Source organism: Neobacillus sp. B24 (assembly GCF_055381825.1).
In genome coordinates this window covers 5,071,319-5,088,376 of record NZ_AP035777.1, presented here as the reverse complement: position 1 = coordinate 5,088,376, position 17,058 = coordinate 5,071,319, and the positions used below count along the sequence as shown (strand labels likewise).

Below are 17,058 nucleotides of genomic sequence, written 5' to 3'. Positions count from 1 at the left end.
ATGGAAGGTTATGGGGGAATGTTTGTGAACGTATCTGAACTAATGAAAAATGCGTATGAACTATATTTAATAGAAGATAAGAAGAAAGAATCTCAGTCTGGTAAAGGAATGAGAGAAGCAGGGAATGAATATATCGAGTCATTGGAAAGGGCTATTGAGGGCTTTATCCACTGAGGATTCTCCCCCCAATCTTCTAGTAGGGGATCCAATAGTTTTATAGGTCTGTTAATTTTAGATGAATAAAAAATAAACTCATTCCCGTCATTTTTTTTACTCGAGGAATGAGTTTATTTGTTTTGGTAACTAACATTGTTTATCGCCTTTTATTTAAAATCTCCGAATATCTTATTAAGTAACAAACGGAAAGAACTTTGCTGAAGAGAGGGTAATGTGAACATAAATTCATTTCGTTGATAGTAAACAGCCATCTTTTGCACTTCCAAAGGCAGTATTCAAATAACCTGGCATATGTCTTAAAGCTTTGTAAAATTCATTATATTTCATTTGATTTTTGACTTTTTCGTAATCGAGTTCAAAGAAAGCTTTAGCATTATCATCCCCATTTTTATAAATCCAATATCTATAGGAGAACAAAATGGTTTAGCATATTTATCAAATTCGCCGTTTTCATCACCTAATAAATGATAGGCTAGTAAATAATGTTCATCTATATGAGGGGCATTGGCTATGGGCGAATTTATATTGGAAATAGGTACTAATAATGGAAAATAGTAAATTGTATTTATGTAGTAGGGTAGATAATTAAACTCAATATAAGATATGGATAATGTAAACCCTTACGCTAATTGCTGATAAATCAATTAATAAAAAATATTCTAACTATATTGACTATTATTTCGATTAACAGTAAACTGTTAACAATCCGCAATTTACTGATAATTCTTATTTTAGCAGGGGGGATGTCAAGCGCATGAATATTACCTTGAATACCTTGCAGCAGGAAGCCATCTACAATATAAAAAAATTAATTATCGATGGGTCTTTAAAGCTGGGTGCGCGAGTAAATGAAGTGGAGGTCGCCAATCTTCTAAATGTAAGCAGGGGACCGATCCGTGAGAGCCTGAGAATATTGAGCCGTGAGGGATTGGTTACCTATGTACCGCGCAGGGGAATGTTTGTAACTCCGCTGGAAGAGGAGGATATTCAGGAAATCTATGATATCCGTTTTTATCTGGAAAAGAATGCGGTAGAACTTGGTTTTCACAATGTTACGCCCATGATCATGGAAAAGCTGGAAGCGGTTATTCAGAAGATGGAGACTGCCTCGAAGGAGAACCGGAGAGATCAGCTAGTCGACCTTGACCATGAGTTTCATGAACAGATCATTTCACTTCCTGGCTACAAGCGGCTTAAAGACAGCTGGGATGCCTACACGTCATTAATCGGACTTATTTTTGCGGAAGTATTCCGACTTGGAAGTGAAAAGGTTGAAGATATTCCCCATACTCATCGGTTATTGGCAGAAGCGTTAAAAACGGGGGACCGGGAGCATTTCATTGCAGTATTAAATACCCATTATTCAATGGGAAAAGAAAGTCTCCTAGCTGTATGGGGACAACGCAAAAGTGATAAAAAATAGTAGAAAGATAGGGGAGGTACATATCATATGCAACAAGCAACAGCAACTAGAGTTGGGGAAGGAGCTCCAGCATCTGGGGGTTCATCAAACCAAAATCAGGAACTGCGCAGGGTCCTTACGTTCAAGGATCTATTAATCTATGGAATGGTCTTCATGGTTCCAATTGCTCCAATGGGTGTATATGGAATCGTTTCTCAGCAGAGCTTCGGAATGGTTCCTTTAGTTTATCTGGTCGGTATCTGTGCCATGGTGTTTACAGCGCTAAGTTACAGCAAAATGAGCCGGGAGTTTCCGATTGCCGGGTCGGTTTATTCCTATGTCCAGCGCGGCTTGAATCCACATGTTGGGTTTTTGGCGGGCTGGATGATTCTCGTCGATTATATCCTAGCCCCGGCCCTGCTTTATGCATTCTCAGGACTATGGCTTAACAGTATGATTCCTGCCATTCCTGCATTTGTTTGGGTCCTTGTTTTTGTATCCATTAATACTATTGTAAACAGCCGTGGCATTCAACTTGCCGCCAAGACAAACTTCATTTTGCTCGGTATCGAGCTTGTGGCTTTGGCCATTTTTGTTGGCTACGCGATTAAATTTGTTTTCATTGATGGACTGGGAGCCGGAGGATTTTCAATGGCACCATTGTTCCAGGCAGAACATGTGAACTTAGGCTTTGTTGCGACAGCAACCTCGATTGCCGTATTGAGCTTTTTAGGATTTGATGGGATCAGCACCCTGTCTGAAGAAACAAAAAATCCGAAAAAGACAGTTGGCCGGGCAACGGTCGCCGCTCTTATTATCCTTGGATTGATTTTTATGCTTGAAACCTATATGGCTGCACTTATTCATCCAAATTATGAAGGTCTTGACCCGGATATGGGATTTTTTGATATTGCAAGGGAAGCAGGCGGTTCATTCCTGTACTACATGCTGATTATTGTGAACGTTCTGGCAGTCGGGATTGCCAATGCCCTTGCCGCTCAATCGGCCATTTCACGGATTCTATTTTCAATGAGCCGGGACAAGCTTCTTCCAGGTTCAAACTTTTTGGGAAAAATACACCCCAAATTCCAAACACCTTTAAACGCAACTGTGTTTGTCGGCCTATTGTCTGTTATCGCTGCCAATGTTTTATCTATCGAAACCATTATCAAGTTTGTCAACTTTGGCGCACTAACATCTTTTATGTTGCTTAACCTAACCGTCTTCATTTACTTCTACATTAAGAAGAAGGAACGCGGTTTGAGTGGATTCTTCAAATATGTACTATTCCCGTTATTCGGATTTGCGATCATCGCTTATGTTTGGTCTGGTTTTGATAAAATGACCTTCGTAGTCGGCTTCTCATGGCTCGCCATTGGGATTGTCGTTGGCGCCATCAAATCAAAAGGCTATAAGGAAGTGCCCGCTGCATTAAGTGAACTGTAATCGGCAACAAATGAGCCCCGGGGATTGATCTCCCTGGGATTCTGAAACTGGAACGAACGGACACTACACTTCTTTTAGCTAAGAAAAACAAACTAATCCTTGAAAGGTGGAAATATAAATGGGTGGACAATCAAAAATCATCCCTATTAGCGGGGGCTTCCATGTTTGGACAAGAAAGGTTGGGGAGAGCCCGATAAAACTTCTTCTGCTCCACGGCGGACCGGGGAGCACGCATGAGTATCTACAAATCTTCGAAGACCAGCTGCCACCGGAAGGAATCGAGATCTATTTTTATGACCAGCTTGGCTCCTACTATTCCGACCAGCCAAGCGATCCATCCCTTTGGGATGTGGACCGTTTCCGTGAGGAAGTTGAGGAAGTCAGACAGGGTCTTGGACTTGACCAGTTCTACCTGTTCGGTTCTTCCTGGGGTGGTTTCCTGGGTATCGAGTATGCTCTAAAATATCAATCTAATTTAAAGGGATTAATCATCTCCAATATGACAGCAAGCATTGATTCCTATGTAAAGCACATTAATTATCTGCGTGACCAGCTTCCAGCAGATATAGTGGCAACCATGAAGGCGTACGAAGCAAAAGAGGATTTTGAAAACCCTGAGTACCAGGAATTGATTCAGGTTCACTTGAACGAGAAGCATATCTGCCGTGTGGTGCCATGGCCGGAGTCCGTTGTGAGAGGCTTCTCCCGCATGAACCCTCAAGTTTACAACACCATGCAGGGACCAAATGAATTTTTGGTAAACGGAACTTTCAAGGACTGGAACCGCTGGGGTGATCTTCATCAAATCAAAGTTCCAACCCTGCTGCTCGGCGGAAAGTATGATACAATGGCGCCTGCAGATAAAATCGAAATGGGCAAGCGGATTCCAAACGCTCGTGTCGGAATTTGCGAGAATGGAAGTCACCTGTCAATGTGGGATGATACGGAGGCATATTTCAACTTTATGAAAGACTTCATCCAAGATGTGGAAGCAGGCAAACCTGTGAGTGCATCAAAAAGTTCGGCGAAGGTATAACCAGTATTTGGCCAGTCAGAGGTAATGTGTGCTGAAGCAAAATGTCAGGAAAAGAGGCTTAAAATGGAAACTTTAACACGTGAAGCCGGAATCATCTACGACTTTAACAAAAACCATAAACCCGTAAAGACTGTTGTTTCCGGTACTACTATTGAAATAGAAACATACGATTGTTTCGAAGATCAGATTCAATCGGTGGATACCGTTGTAGCTGAAATTGACTGGAACCGGATTAACCCGGCGACAGGACCGATTTATGTTGAGGGAGCCCAGCCGGGAGACGTCCTCAAGGTAACAATCGATAAACTTGAACTAGGCGAGCAAGGCGTTATGGTAGTAGGCCCAGAGCTTGGCGTAATGGGTCATCGCATCGACGAAATGGAAGCCAAAATAATCCCAGTTCGGAATGGAAAGGCGATATTTGACAATATTGAAATTCCACTCAACCCCATGATCGGAGTCATCGGTGTGGCTCCTGAAGGCGACGGAGTCAACTGTGGAACGCCGGGCAGACATGGCGGAAACATGGACAACAAGATGGTGAGACAAGGTTCAACCCTATACTTCCCGGTGTTCCAAGAAGGTGCCTTGTTCGGTCTTGGAGACTTTCATGCTGCGATGGGAGATGGGGAAATCAGTGTATCCGGAATTGAAATTCCCGGAAAAGCAACGGTAACCCTTGAAGTCATCAAAGGCGAAAAGTTGAATCATCCAATGCTTGAAAACGATGAAGTCGTCACTCAAATTGTCTCTGCTGAAACTTTGGACGCAGCCGCCAAGCAGGCGACAGAAGAAATGATTGACCGTATCGTTGCCAAAACGGGCAAAAAGCTAAGCGAGGTCACCATGCTAATGAGCGCCGTCGGGCAAACGGAAATCTGCCAAATCGTCGACCCGCTCATGACAGCCCGTTTCGTCGTACCAAAATGGCTATTGAAACAATTGAACGTTGAATTGATTTAAGCGAGACCACAGCGGGACCACGGCGGGACCACGGGGACGGTTCTTATGGGGACAATCGGAAGTTTTACGCGTAAAAAGGCACAGCTAGTGAATTGAGCTAGCTGTGCCTTAGTGCTTTCTAATGACACGCGTCCATTTGCGCAAAATTTTTGATAGCCCGAGAAGAAGGAAGTCCACGGCCTCCGCTCGAAAAATCCTGTTCCTCAGAAATTAGTTGGATTTCGACTTTCTTCTGCTGCTAAAGTAGCAATAAGTCCAGTTATGAGTATAGTTTTGGCTCAAGGTAAACAAACGATTAGTTAAATGACAATGTTTTTGCCAGGATAGACGTAAGAATGCTGATAAATCAATATTCTCGCTGCTTTTATCCAAACGTTTGGCTGGGTAAGGCGGGAATGGATGCTGCCGTAATTTGGCGAAGAATCGTAATCGTAGGGGACTTCCGGATTTGAGTCGATTTCATTCGGCAAAATTGTGTAAATTTATTGTTGGAATTGAACACGAAACGTTTACTTTCCAACGTTTCCAATGATTTCACTTAAACGTTTGTCTGGTCGACAAGCATTTTTATGCAAACTATAAGTGAAAAGCCACCGGCGGCAAGTCTTCAAACCAAGTTAACCAATCGTTTGGTTAGGTTGCCCCAGGTAAACATTTTGTTGAAAAACATTGAAAATCAACGGTTGAAACTTATGGAGACGGTTCTCTTCGCTTATCAAAACGTACCCAATCGCAGTCGGAAAAATGTTAACATCCACCCCGACAGGGACATTCACTGTCATCAATAAACAAAGCAATCCTGGTGGACCATTTGGTGTTCTTTGCGATGGGATTGTCAAAACCTCATTATGGTATTCACGGAACCAATAACCCTTCCTCTATCGGTAAGAATGTCTCCCATGGATGTATTAGGGAATTTTCAATCATGATGTTCTAGAATTATCAAAAAGCGTTCAAATGGCACCCAAGTTTTTATTCATAAATGAGCATATTGGTATTAGTGATTGGCTGAAAAAATTGATATAGAAGAATAACGAACAATCGGGCTTATCTCCGCATGGAGGCGGGCTGGATCCAACTCGGAGGCAAGTGGTATTTCCTTGACGGTCAACGGTGACATGAAGACTCGTTTTTTGTGACAGATTCCTCTGGGGCCATCCAGTAATGGAAAAGCCTCCTTACTGTGAGTAGGGGGCTTTTCTTAGTCCAAGCGGAAACCTTAATGGACGCTGTTTTTTTCAATAAAGCTAAGAATTTCGCTAAGGGACTGAGGTTGTTTTTCTGATGTTAACGGCTTAAACAAATCCCCTTTTTCATCGATTCTTCTCCTTATATTCAATATAGTGAATTCTGAAGGGTGGATGCCTTCTTCTAGTTCCGACCAGGTCAGCGGGGCCGCTACGGTTGCGCCTTGCTTCGCTCTCGGTGAGTAGACGACCGGCATTGTTCGCCCTCTCCATAACTGCAAATAATCAAAATATAGTTTGTTTCCTCTTTTTGAAACGACTCTTTCAGTCGTAACCCGGCTGGGCATTTGTTCTTGAAAAAAGTCGGCGATAAACGTAGTGATTCTTCTTGTCTGTTCGAATGTATAGATGGGTTGAATGGGCACGAATACTTGAAGCCCTGTTGAGCCTGATGTTCTCGGTACAGATAGGAGACCGAGTGAGTGAAGAAGCTCCTTCAGTTTCAGCGCCACCTCCACGACCAAATCAAAGCTTGTGCCATCTGGAGGATCTAAATCGAATACCATTTCCAAAGGGAAATCTGGCTTATCATGGCGATCAAACGGAACATGAAATTCTATACCCCCGTAGTTTGCGGCCCAAACCAGTGTCGCTCTGTCATTTAATAGCATCCGCGCCTTGTCTTTATAGAAGGTTTGGCTGACCCATTCTGGCGCAGACTGAGGAACCGATCTTTTTTCAATTTTCTTGCCATCTAGAGTATGGGGGTAGAGCCAAATCATCAACAGTCTGTCTTTTGCATGATTAATCATAAAGTCTGATACACTTATTAAATAGTGTATGTAGTCCAGCTTAGTAATCCTTTGCGACTCCCAAATGATTTTGTCCGGGTGTGTAATTTCAATCCTTTTGCCGTCAACCACCATTTCCTCCACCGGATAGGCCTCCTGTTTTTATCTATATTTTCCATCATTTTTGTTTAACCTATGTATTATCTAAAAATTGGAGTGATTAATCTGGAACCAATTTTACCGATGGAGCCGGTTAGCAGTGATACCATCCCGACTGGGGAGGAGTGGATCGCCCAAGTGAAATGGGATGGTGTCCGGGTTCTGACTTATGCCGATGATGGCAGCGTCCAGCTTTTTAATCGCAAAAAGAATGAAAGGACCCAGCACTATCCGGAGATTAGCCGCATTAGTGAATATTGCCGCAGCCGTTCGGTCATTTTAGATGGTGAAGTGATTTCTTTAGGGGAAAATGGCATGCCCTCTTTCCAACGGGTGATGAGACGGGATGGCTTGAGAAATACGGATCGTGTCAATTTGGTTGCCGAATCTGTACCGATTGTCTATATGATCTTTGACATTATCTACTTGAATGGCGTGTGGATTCAGGACAAGCCGTTTCGTGAACGAAACGAAATATTGGCCTCTCTTATCACACCGAATGAACATATACAGCTGGTTCCGTTAGTCGGCCAGACCCAAAGCTTATTTGACGCGGTTAAGGAACAAGAGATGGAAGGGATTGTGTTAAAAAGAATCAGTTCTCCCTATGCAATCGGCAAGAAAAGGGACGATTGGCTCAAGGTGAAAAACTTCCGGGATATCATCGCGGTCATTGGGGGTTTTACGCTAAGACATGGCACGGTTAATTCCATTCTCCTTGGGTTATATGATTCTAGCGGAAGACTGCATTATGTTGGACACACTGGCACGGGAAAAATGACCGTAAGCGACTGGAAAGAGCTAACGAAAGAATTAACAGAGCTCGTTACCGAGGAGAAGCCTTTCGATAAGATTCCCCAGCGCCGTGGTGATGCCGTCTGGGTACGGCCTGAAAAAACAGTCAAGATCAAATTTGCCGAATGGACAGAAAGTGGAGCACTCCGGCAGCCAAGCATCGAAGGATTCATCCAAATCCCACCGGAAGAGTGTTTGCTGGTTCGGGAATAAACTAAGTGGGACCAGGGGTGGGACCAGGGGGACGGTTCTGATGGAGTCACCCGTGGTCAAGGCACCATGAGAACCGTCCCCATGGTGCCTTTTTAATGGATATCATTCTTTTTGAAGTTGCCGCCTTTGACTTCAGCTACGTCGTAGACGGTGACGAAGGCAGTGCTGTCGACCTCGCGGATGATTTCTTTCATTTTCGTTTCTTCTAACCGGTTGACGACACAGGTAATTTCTTTAAATTTTTCATGGGAGTAACCGCCTTGGACGATTTGATAGGTGGCGCTCCGGCCAAGCTGGTCGCGGATGGTTTTCACCATTAATTCAGGTTCATTGGTGATGATGGAAAAGGTTTTTGAACCGCTTAGCCCTTCTTCCACGATGTGGATGACCTTAGACGCGATATAATAGGCAATTCCGGAAAGAAACGCTCCTTGAAGTCCGAATACAGTCGACACAACGATAAACACAAACAGGTTTAAGAATAAAATAAGATCACTCGTACCAAAGGGCAGCTTCCGTGATAGCAGTACGGCCAGCATATCAATGCCATCTAGAGCGCCTCCGTTACGCAGCGCCAACCCCATGCCAAACCCAATAATAATCCCGCCTACAACCGTGATGAGCAGGGTGTCCCCTTCAATAATGGTAGGAACTTGATGCATCGTAATGGTGCCGACGGCCAACGAAGCGATTCCAATCACAGAATAGATGGCAAAGTCTGTTCCAATTTGTTTATAGCCCAAAAAGATAAAGGGGATATTTAGGATGGCCAGCAGCGCACCCAGCGGCAGTCCGGATAAGGTGGAACCAACAATACTAAGACCGGTCACCCCGCCATCAGATACACTATTCGGAATTAATATCGCTTCCAGTCCATACGCCGTTATTAAAGCACCCATGACCACCATTAAAGCCCGCGTCACCAACTGTACACTACGCACCTTACTACGCTTCATTGATATTGTACTCATATTGCGTTTCCTCATTTCTCTTTACTGCAAGTTCATGGTATTAGTATTGATTGCAGAGAGGAAAAGAATTCCTTTTAATTGTGATTTGTCGGGACCAGGAATGGGACCAGGGGGACGGTTCTAGTGGGGCAAACAATTAGCCTGCGGAATCAGACCTGAATCCTATTTACATAACGTCCGATTAGTATGGGATCAAAACTAAAGAAGACTAACAGAAGGCTGTAATCAATTTTAGAAGCGCAAAAAAGGATGGCGCTATCCAACGAGCGCCATCCCATTTATCGAAACATATATTTTTCATATTTAGCCACCCTATGAAAAGGTGTTATTTTACCGATTTGGCCCCTAAATAACGCGGCTTCCAATAGGAGTTGTTCATGTCTGTTATGGTCACACCTGTAGATGTACCGGCGTGAAGGAATTTGTTGTCGCCAATATAGATGCCCGCATGAGAGGGGCCGGATGAAGTGGTAGCATAAAACACGATATCCCCTTTTTGTGGCGAAGGAACGCTCTTAGCGGAGTTCCAAATCGATGCTACCGTTCGTTGCAGAGTGATTCCTTGTGTTTTATAAACATAATTTAGGAAACCGGAGCAATCGAAGCCAGCAGGTTTTATTCCTCCCCAAACATAAGGAACTCCGAGATATTTTTTTCCCTCGGCGATTAACGCATCCGCATGAAGTGTTTTTTGTACGGACGGTGCCTGCGCTTGGGCTGGCTTTTCAGGTGCTGCAACAGCGGGCGTTAACCGCAAAACTTGTCCCACATAGAGCATGTCGCTGGAAAGGTTATTATACGACCTTAATTGGTCGACAGTCAGTTGATTTGTCGTGGCGATTCTCCATACCGTTTCGCCAGGCTGAACTGTATGAGTATTCGAAGTCGCTGGTGTTAGGCTTGGTCCTGTTGTTTGCGTTCCCGATGGGAGCTTTATCAGCTGGCCGACGTATAACGAGTCATTGGAGAGATTGTTCAATGTTTTTAACTCGTTAATGGTGGTATTGTAATTTTTCGAGATCAGATATAAAGTGTCGCCAGTCTTTACTGTATACGTGGTTTCGTGTGAGTGCGGAGCAAGTAATGACAGCTCTTGCCCGACATAAATAGTAGAGGATGATAGATTGTTAATTTGCGTTAATTCTTGAATCGAGACATTTGTTTTATTGGAAATTCCCCATAAGGATTCACCAGGTTGGACTTTATGTGTTAACTCATGAGCCTCTGTTTGCGTCACCCCAGCACCCATGATTCCTAAAGCAACCGCAGCCATGATGAATTGTTTCCTCAAAACAACACTCTCCCTTAATGGTTTTTGTAGTCTCTCTTTGTTCGTTCCTGTCCTACGGGATTAATCATAACTGGAATGCATGGTGGAAGGAATGCCGTAAATTTTTCCAAGTATAGAAGGTGGGGGAGCAGGGAGGGCAGTTGAAGACTAATGACTGCTGGTTTGATGCAAAAAGTAGTGAGCATTTATTAATTTCTAGCATACTTTAACTCTTTTATTTGCGGTTTGCCGGAGATTATATGCGGCGCAAACTCCAGTAGAAGCAGGAAATTTGACTATGGATGTCGAATTACTTGTACAAAAACTTTAAAACTTCCTGCTTACTCAGGCAATCAAAAATTTTGCGATAATTCCTTAGAAGTAATTCCTTTAGATTAAAATTCCGTTTACTTATAAAGTGCTTCGAAACTTGAGCAAAACTTCCGATTGCCTAAATTAGAACCGTCCCCGTGGTTCTAAGGTGCCGCCTTTTCCAATGGCCAGTTTTCGGTGCCAAGGGTTTCCTGCAGCGGCGGGGCTTTTTGTTTTTTGGTCATAAAGAATACTCCTAATAGGACGAGCAGGCCTCCGGTAATTTGCCAGCCTGTCAGCCCTTCTCCGAGCAGGATGTATGCCAGGATTGTGGAGCCAACGGGTTCTCCCAATATGCTCATGGAAATCGTTGTGGCATTCACGTAGTTTAACAGCCAGTTGTTGATGACGTGGCTGAGGGACGGAACGATAGCCAGCAACAGAAAATTGCCCCATTCTTTCGCGGGGTTGGCAGTTAGCGGTATACAGCCCAAATATTATAAGTGATGAGCACATTGCCAGCACTGAAAAATACACAAAAGCTATAAATCCAGCGGGTGAATCCCTTAATAATTGTTTGGCCTATAAACAAATAGCCGACGACGGCTATCACACTAAAGAACAACAAATGAGCAAGGCTCTTTTTTTATTGTGTGTTTATTACAAGTTTTCGACATTCTTCTGCTGGCAAAATAACTATAAATCTACGTTGTAATTAGAGTTCTAACTCAAGCTATACAAACGATTGATTAAATGACAAATTTTTCACAAAGAAGTGCTATAGAATGGCTGCTAAATCAAGATTTTCGCTGATTTTATCCAAACGTTTGGATGGGTGAAGTTGTGTTTGATGGTGCCGTAATCTGGCGAAGTATTTAGTCCGCTTAGGATTGAAATAAATAAACAGCCTTTATTAGACATGGTTCAACAAAGTATTCGCAGGAATTGAATGTGAAACGTTTATTTTTCAACGTTTCTAGAGGAATTACTTAAACGTTTGTCTAGTCGACAAGTATTTTTATGATAATGGTAGAAAAAAAGCCGCAGGTGGCAAGACGGGAATCATGTTAATCAATTGTTTGATTAGGTTGCCTGCGACCAACAAATTATCGCGGAACTCCGAAGAATGTCGGAAGAATTGGAAACGAAGAGAAGAAGCAGGCAGAAGTGAAGATTGACTTGACTTCCCTTTATTGAAGGAAGTAATAAAGTAGAATATGAATTTAAAACAGTGCCAGCTTTATCAGTAGTAGCAAGCGAAGCGGACCTTAAGGAAATGGAATCCAATGCTAATATTGAATTCATTGAAGAAAATGTACCATTCAGTATTTCGGAAACTGGACCAGTCAAAGTCCTACAATCCGCACAAAATACCTCTACAGGAAAAAACCAGTGGAACATAAATGCTATTAATGTTCCAAAGTCTTGGATTGATGCTATACTGGTGCCGGTGTTAAAGTCGGAGTATTAGATACAGGGATTGCCAATCATAACGAATTGAAGGTTGCGGGTGATGTATCAACAGTTGATTACACAACAACCTGGCAGTATGATAATGGACACGGAACACATGTCGCTGGGAGATTGCTGCCCAACCAGAAATTTCTACTGTAAATGGATTAGATATTACCGGAGTAGCACCTGATGTGGACTTGTATGCTGTTAAGGTAATGGAAAACTTTGGTGAAGGTAATTTGCAAGAAGTTTTGGAAGGTTTGGAAGGTTTGGATTAGGCCATTACTAATGGTATGAATATTATTAATATCTTAGTTTTGGAAGTCCTTCATACAGCCCATTATTTGAAGATAATCATTTTGGTTATTTATTTCGATATCGGGTTTGTTATCTCCTGTTAGGTGCCAAAGATAAGAGGAGATGACTTTCTATAAATTATCGCCTCTCTTTTTATTTATGGATTAAAATTGAATATCATTTATCAAGATTGTGTTCAATGCATATAAGCTATAAAATAAAGTGCCAGGTAGTAGAATGATAACTTATGTTAAATAGCTATTCAAAAGTGATCTAGGTTTTTATCAGAAATAGCTAATGATTCCAAAATAAAGGAGAGCATCATGGAGATTGATTATATCTTATCGGAAGAAGATTATTTGCATTTCAATTTGTTTCATATAAAAAATTCAAGAACCACAGCTAGAGCGTTGACCATACAGCGATGGATCGGGCCTGTCATTTTTGTGGTTTTTTCCTTTGTCTTTGCGAATCTTGATAAAGATCTCCCATTCCCGTTAATCTTAATTATTTTTCTTATCGTTAGTGTTCTTTGGTACTTCCTTTATCCGAAGTATTTCTTCCATTACGTGAAGCGCCAGGCAAAGAAAATGATTAATGAAGGGAAAAATTCGGGACTTCTTGGGAGGCATCGAATGACACTGACTGTTGAGGGAATAATAGATGCCACCGCCACCGGCGAAACAAAGGTCCGCTGGTCTGGCATTCAGGAATTCAAAGAAGATACTGAATATCTTTACTTATACAACAGTTCCGTCAGCGCCTACATCCTCCCAAAAAGAGATCTACTAGACCGTAATAAAGTGAAGAAATTTGTATTAGATAAGATGGAAAAATAAGTGTGGGGTCACGGGGCCTTAATTAGGTGGTTAATAGTATAGGAAATGCAACTAGCAGGGCGTTACTTTTGCAGTTAAGTGTAGTCTAGTGGTTATGTGGCTGGATAACAATAATAAGGGGATACTTTAAAAGTATCCCCCAACAAAGTTTAGTTGATTTTAATGTTATTTACTACCTAATAGGTCACTTTTTTTGAAAAGAGAACCCGTCAGTATTCAGGACCCGTTATACACCCAAACCATTGGTTTCTGTTCCCATCTAGATTGTTGTTAATCTAAAAGAATAATACAATTGCATCAGGGTTAAGAAAAATCCACATAATTACATCTGTTGCAGGTTCAATTACTCCCAACTATAACAGTACTTGTAGTTGCTTTCCCTTTTTTAAATACGTTTCAAGAGATTAATAATAAATTTATTTTAGTGTGTTCAGTTATAATTATTTTGTTAATACACTTGTATTTATTAAGGAAGATATCTAATCAATATTAATAGAACTATATAAACATCGTTCCCTTATCTTGATCCCATTTTTGTTTATACAAACTAATCCTATGGTTCTACATAATTTTTCAAGAATTTCAATAATAAAATGATATGATTTAATCATGGTAGGATTAGAGTGTCTATTTCAAGTTTGAACCTATTCAATTGTTTAGGTGAAGGGGTTACTATAAATGAATCAAGTACAATTGATTTATTCACTTGCAAATGTGGAAAATATACATAAAGCATCGCTTTTTTCTCTAAAACCGGGTCAATTGGTATTTGGGAAAGTAGAAAAATACCTTCAAAACGATACGGCCATGGTCCGGGTTGGGAATGTGCGATTAGTGGCAAATATGAAGGCCGATTTATCGGACGCCGATCGATATTGGTTTGAAGTGCGGTCTAAAGGCAATGAGGGTATGGAGCTGAAGGTAGTAGAAGCTGTCGGCGAAAATGATTCAGCCCAGCTATTTTTGAAGAGCCTTCATCTGCCTGAAACGAATCAGACTAAGCAGTTAGTGGAGTTTTTTCTATCAAAAAATTTACCTTTTTCGAAAGAACAACTTCAAGCGGCAGCATCCTGGATTACTCCCCAATCTGACACCAGCAAAGAATTTGCTGCACTTGAATGGATGTTGAAAAAGGATCTGCCGTTTACAAAACAAATCTTTCAGTCGTTGGTGGCTGTCCTAGAACCGGAATCCTTCTATCAGCAATTGACGGAAATAAACAGGTATTTGGATCAATCGTCATTTTCCTCTTTCAAATCAATACAAGAATTAAAGCAATTGATTACTTCCATTATTAATAATCATTCCATTCATGAGTTAGGCACTGGGGCAGAAGTAAAACACATGCTTCAAACCCTGATCCAGTCATTAGGGCTTGAATATGAAAGAGAAGTGCAGATGTGGGTCAATGGCAGGCAGGATTCATCTGAGCCCATTTCCTCCTTAAAACCTCTGTTAATGCGGGCGATGACTGAGCTTGGCAGCGGTGGCAAGGAGTTGGAGATAATTTTGCAACGGTTGACAGGCATGCAATTACTCTCGCAAGATCCAACGGGCCCTGTGCAACAGATGGTCATGCAGCTTCCTATATCATTTGGAGACAAGAATTCCGATATCACTCTTCAGTGGAAAGGTCGAAAAAATAGTAAAGGCCAGATTGACCCCAATTATTGCCGAATCATGTTTTATTTGGATTTACAAAGTATGAATGAAACGGTAGTCGATATGCAGATTCAAAATAAAGTAATTCATCTTTCCGTAATGAACGACACCAAGGGTATAGAGAGCGTTGTAAAGGCGTTTACACCAGCACTAAAGGAAAAGCTCACAAAAATTGGTTATACACTTTCGTTTATTAAAGTGACCCCATTTGTGGAAAAGAGCAAGGGGAAACAGCGGCAAGCAAATCCCATCGAGCTTTCGATGGAGTTATCCAAAAGGGTGGACATTAAAGTATGAGCGAAAACATGAAAAATAAACCATTGCAAGCGGTGGCCCTTTCCTATGATGCGGTTAACAATGCTGCACCAAAGGTAGTAGCGAAAGGGAAAGGGATTGTTGCTGCCAACATGATTGAAAAAGCAAAAGAACATCATGTACCCCTTCAGGAAGACCCTTCGTTGGTAGGGTTATTGAGTCAGCTGCAAATCAATGAGGTCATCCCCGAACAGTTGTATAGTGCAGTAGCGGAGGTCTTTGCCTTTGTTTACAATGTGGACCGGGAACAGTCGAAGCCTAAAAAATCTATTTAAGCTAACAGGTGAGAATATTTCATGAAAGTCGTTGAATTGATGTTTTTCATCTTATAAAATACGATGGTTACATATTCACTTAAAGTAGAAGTAGCGAGTGCTCAATAAAGATCGTTTATCAGTAAAAATACCTTTGCTTTTGCAATTAGATGAATTTAATAAAACCAAAATTTTAATGCGGAGTCTATTTAAATGCAGAAAATATCAGATATTCAACAAATTTTCTCGTTAATTTGAGGAAGATCCCTAAACATTATCTCTTCTATTTCGGCCGATGGAGTATTTACTTATATCTCTCCTAATGTGAATGCATTACTTGGATATAATCCAGAAGAAGTAATTGGGAGACCCGCAGCATCTTTTAACCACCCTGACACTAATTAAAGATTTCTAGAACATCGAAATTCTTTGTTTATTGATCGAGATACGGTTCGTTTTACAAGTCTTGTTCGTCATAAAAGTGGGGAATATCGATGGTATGAGACTACAGCTCAATATATCCGCGATCAATCTGGATATATTATACAAACAATAGGTGTTGGGCAAGACATTACAGACCGTAAAGAAGCTAAGAGACAATTGCCTACCTTGCCTACCACGACAGCGAAACTGATTTGCCAAACCGGCGTTTGTTTAAGGAACGTCTCAGGCTACTTTTAGAAGAATCAAAGAAAGGATTTCACGGACTGATGTTACTTGATTTGGATGGTTTTAAACACGTCAACGATACTTTTGAACATGATATTGGAGATCAACTTCTTATAGAAGCTGCAAAAAGGTTAAAATTTGCAGTTGGAGACAAGGGTCTTGTCGCTCGTTGGGGTGGTGATGAGTTAACGGCTCTTCAAACGAATATAGAAGGTCGGGCAGATTTTACTTCATTAGTTGAGCGGATTAAAGATGTAATATCCGAACCATTTATTATTGCGGGCAATACCATTTATATTACAGCAAGTATAGGTATAGCATTTTTACCGGACTTATCATGATATTAAGAGTATAAGCAAGCTAGCCAAGGGGATTCTATTTGGGGTAGTCCTTCGATAATAAAGTTTATCTTGTGATGGTTTTATAAAAAAATTGATATTATCCTAGGGATTATTTCTATTTAAAGAGTTAAATAGAATGTTTCCGTTTTTCCTCTAAATTCAGTTCCTTTTCAAAGTCCTTTATTGATAATATTATAGCCTGTAAATCAATGTGACTTGTAGCAAATCCTACTTTGTTTACAATTGCATTTGGATAATACGTAGTAAAGGCTTTATAAATATCATTTTGTAATTTGAGCACAACTGTTCTGATCAACCGACCTGATGGACCTTTTCTATCAACATAATAAAAGGTATCAGAAATATATTGTCTCTCCATTTTTACCAACCCCTTAACATCAATAATACAATAGGCGTAATTCTATTTCACTAAAAAAAGGTAAAATTTAACTAATTATACAAGCGGAGATCCAGCCGCTATTTTTGGCAGCTTTTTCTTACTGA

Annotated in this window: 17 protein-coding genes and 3 pseudogenes; 15 read left to right on the top strand and 5 right to left on the bottom strand. The window is 41.3% G+C overall.

The features are described 5' to 3' along the window. Positions 1-24: 24 nt before the first annotated feature. The 7 genes and pseudogenes from ACZ43M_RS25050 to ACZ43M_RS25020 all read left to right on the top strand — a co-directional run bounded on the left by ACZ43M_RS25050 (position 25) and on the right by ACZ43M_RS25020 (position 6,141). Positions 25-174 (top strand): hypothetical protein, encoded by a 150-nt coding sequence (locus ACZ43M_RS25050; RefSeq protein WP_464505232.1) that lies wholly within the window; start codon positions 25-27, stop codon positions 172-174. A 757-nt stretch (positions 175-931) separates the two neighbouring features. Beyond that, entirely contained in the window at positions 932-1,600 is a 669-nt protein-coding gene (locus tag ACZ43M_RS25045) for a GntR family transcriptional regulator (RefSeq protein WP_464505231.1), read from the top strand. A gap of 27 nt (positions 1,601-1,627) precedes the next feature. Continuing rightward, complete coding sequence (locus tag ACZ43M_RS25040) at positions 1,628-3,025, top strand: APC family permease (protein WP_464505230.1); 1,398 nt, start codon at positions 1,628-1,630, stop codon at positions 3,023-3,025. 118 nt (positions 3,026-3,143) lie between these two features. Then, positions 3,144-4,061 (top strand): proline iminopeptidase-family hydrolase, encoded by a 918-nt coding sequence (locus tag ACZ43M_RS25035; protein ID WP_464505229.1) that lies wholly within the window; start codon positions 3,144-3,146, stop codon positions 4,059-4,061. A 63-nt stretch (positions 4,062-4,124) separates the two neighbouring features. Further along, positions 4,125-5,024, top strand: a complete 900-nt coding sequence (locus ACZ43M_RS25030; protein ID WP_464505228.1) for an acetamidase/formamidase family protein — start codon at positions 4,125-4,127, stop codon at positions 5,022-5,024. 744 nt (positions 5,025-5,768) lie between these two features. Then, positions 5,769-5,961: pseudogene (locus ACZ43M_RS25025) on the top strand (L,D-transpeptidase). A gap of 120 nt (positions 5,962-6,081) precedes the next feature. Further along, the gene (locus ACZ43M_RS25020) at positions 6,082-6,141 is read left to right on the top strand and encodes a hypothetical protein (RefSeq protein ID WP_464508111.1); all 60 of its coding nucleotides are present in this window, start codon (positions 6,082-6,084) and stop codon (positions 6,139-6,141) included. A gap of 102 nt (positions 6,142-6,243) precedes the next feature. Here ACZ43M_RS25020 and ligD (ACZ43M_RS25015) read toward each other — a convergent pair whose 3' ends face one another. Next, on the bottom strand, positions 6,244-7,137 hold the full coding sequence (gene ligD / locus ACZ43M_RS25015) for a non-homologous end-joining DNA ligase (protein WP_464508110.1): 894 nt from the start codon (positions 7,135-7,137) through the stop codon (positions 6,244-6,246). Positions 7,138-7,197: 60 nt separating this feature from the next. Here ligD (ACZ43M_RS25015) and ligD (ACZ43M_RS25010) point away from each other — a divergent pair, with 60 nt between their 5' ends. Next, positions 7,198-8,169, top strand: coding sequence for a non-homologous end-joining DNA ligase (gene ligD, locus ACZ43M_RS25010; protein WP_464505227.1), 972 nt, complete (start codon positions 7,198-7,200; stop codon positions 8,167-8,169). A gap of 92 nt (positions 8,170-8,261) precedes the next feature. Here the strand turns inward: ligD (ACZ43M_RS25010) and ACZ43M_RS25005 are convergent, their stop codons facing one another. The 3 genes and pseudogenes from ACZ43M_RS25005 to ACZ43M_RS24995 form a co-directional block, all read right to left on the bottom strand. Continuing rightward, positions 8,262-9,125 carry a YitT family protein gene (locus ACZ43M_RS25005; RefSeq protein WP_464508109.1) on the bottom strand — a complete coding sequence of 288 codons (864 nt, stop codon included), beginning with the start codon at positions 9,123-9,125 and terminating at the stop codon, positions 8,262-8,264. A 340-nt stretch (positions 9,126-9,465) separates the two neighbouring features. Continuing rightward, entirely contained in the window at positions 9,466-10,431 is a 966-nt protein-coding gene (locus ACZ43M_RS25000) for a C40 family peptidase (protein WP_464505226.1), read from the bottom strand. A 455-nt stretch (positions 10,432-10,886) separates the two neighbouring features. Next, positions 10,887-11,350 (bottom strand): annotated as a pseudogene (locus ACZ43M_RS24995) (EamA family transporter); the annotation flags it as partial. A 603-nt stretch (positions 11,351-11,953) separates the two neighbouring features. On the opposite strand from ACZ43M_RS24995, the gene ACZ43M_RS24990 reads away from it, so the two are divergent. The 7 genes and pseudogenes from ACZ43M_RS24990 (at position 11,954) to ACZ43M_RS24960 (ending at position 16,554) form a co-directional block, all read left to right on the top strand. Then, entirely contained in the window at positions 11,954-12,193 is a 240-nt protein-coding gene (locus ACZ43M_RS24990; RefSeq protein WP_464505225.1) for a hypothetical protein, read from the top strand. 26 nt (positions 12,194-12,219) lie between these two features. Further along, complete coding sequence (locus tag ACZ43M_RS24985; RefSeq protein WP_464505224.1) at positions 12,220-12,336, top strand: hypothetical protein; 117 nt, start codon at positions 12,220-12,222, stop codon at positions 12,334-12,336. Between the two features lie 461 nt (positions 12,337-12,797). Next, positions 12,798-13,313 (top strand): YcxB family protein, encoded by a 516-nt coding sequence (locus ACZ43M_RS24980; RefSeq protein ID WP_464505223.1) that lies wholly within the window; start codon positions 12,798-12,800, stop codon positions 13,311-13,313. 678 nt (positions 13,314-13,991) lie between these two features. After that, positions 13,992-15,272 (top strand): hypothetical protein, encoded by a 1,281-nt coding sequence (locus tag ACZ43M_RS24975; RefSeq protein WP_464505222.1) that lies wholly within the window; start codon positions 13,992-13,994, stop codon positions 15,270-15,272. Continuing rightward, on the top strand, positions 15,269-15,565 hold the full coding sequence (locus ACZ43M_RS24970; RefSeq protein ID WP_464505221.1) for an EscU/YscU/HrcU family type III secretion system export apparatus switch protein: 297 nt from the start codon (positions 15,269-15,271) through the stop codon (positions 15,563-15,565). The genes ACZ43M_RS24975 and ACZ43M_RS24970 overlap by 4 nt, the downstream gene beginning before the upstream one ends. A gap of 252 nt (positions 15,566-15,817) precedes the next feature. Further along, positions 15,818-16,225: pseudogene (locus tag ACZ43M_RS24965) on the top strand (PAS domain-containing protein). Beyond that, the gene (locus ACZ43M_RS24960; protein ID WP_464508108.1) at positions 16,144-16,554 is read left to right on the top strand and encodes a diguanylate cyclase domain-containing protein; all 411 of its coding nucleotides are present in this window, start codon (positions 16,144-16,146) and stop codon (positions 16,552-16,554) included. Before ACZ43M_RS24965 ends, ACZ43M_RS24960 begins: the two are co-directional and overlap by 82 nt. Positions 16,555-16,681: 127 nt before the next feature. Here ACZ43M_RS24960 and ACZ43M_RS24955 read toward each other — a convergent pair whose 3' ends face one another. Beyond that, a complete protein-coding gene (locus ACZ43M_RS24955; RefSeq protein WP_464505220.1) occupies positions 16,682-16,933 on the bottom strand; it encodes a hypothetical protein in 252 nt (83 codons plus the stop codon). Positions 16,934-17,058: the final 125 nt, after the last annotated feature.